At 44.8% G+C, this 634-nt stretch carries 1 protein-coding gene; it reads right to left on the bottom strand.

Translation table 11 applies throughout. The annotated features are described in order from the left end of the window. Nucleotides 1-67: 67 nt before the first annotated feature. Nucleotides 68-493 (bottom strand): Holliday junction resolvase RuvX, encoded by a 426-nt coding sequence (gene ruvX / locus A3762_RS25130; RefSeq protein ID WP_068757115.1) that lies wholly within the window; start codon nucleotides 491-493, stop codon nucleotides 68-70. Nucleotides 494-634 lie beyond the last annotated feature (141 nt).

Here is a 634-nt window from a genome sequence, read left to right as displayed (position 1 = left end):
GCACTGGTTTAATTCTGAGGGTTTAATCAGTGCATCTTCCTTTGATTCTTATCTTAATCTTTTCGAGTTAGTTCTCGTCTTGCTTCTGCGCAAACCAACTTTCTAAGATGAGGCAGGCCGCAAGGCCGTCTACTGAATATTCACCAAAGTCTCTATGCCCCTGTTCAGACAATACAATTCCTTTTGCTTCGTAACTTGATAAACGTTCGTCTTGCATGTGCGTTGCTAGGTGATAGCGACCATGTATTCTATTTGCGAATTTTCGTGCCCGAGCACTGAGCTCACTCTCACTTCCATCCATGTTAAGCGGCAGGCCAATAACGGCTGCTGTTGGCTGCCACTCTTTTAGGTGTGCCTCAAGTTGTTGCCAATTGGGAGTGCCGTCTTTCGCTTTTATTGGTGATAGTTCTTTGGCTGTTGCAATGAAGTCATTACCAACAGCAACACCAATGCGTTTTAGACCGAAATCGAAGCAGATATAATTTTTAGGCATGGCCTGCTTGCCATGTGAGTTGGCTTGCATCTAGCCCGATGCTTGCTAATGCTCTGTCATAGCGGCTTTTGGTGTCGGTATAAAAGATCACTTCTTCACTAGATACGCAGGTTAGCCAAGAGTTTTGAGCGATCTCTTCTT

The organism is Oleiphilus sp. HI0125 (assembly GCF_001635355.1).
The sequence above is the reverse complement of the archived record's forward strand: the minus strand, read 5'-3'. Positions and strand labels throughout refer to the sequence as shown.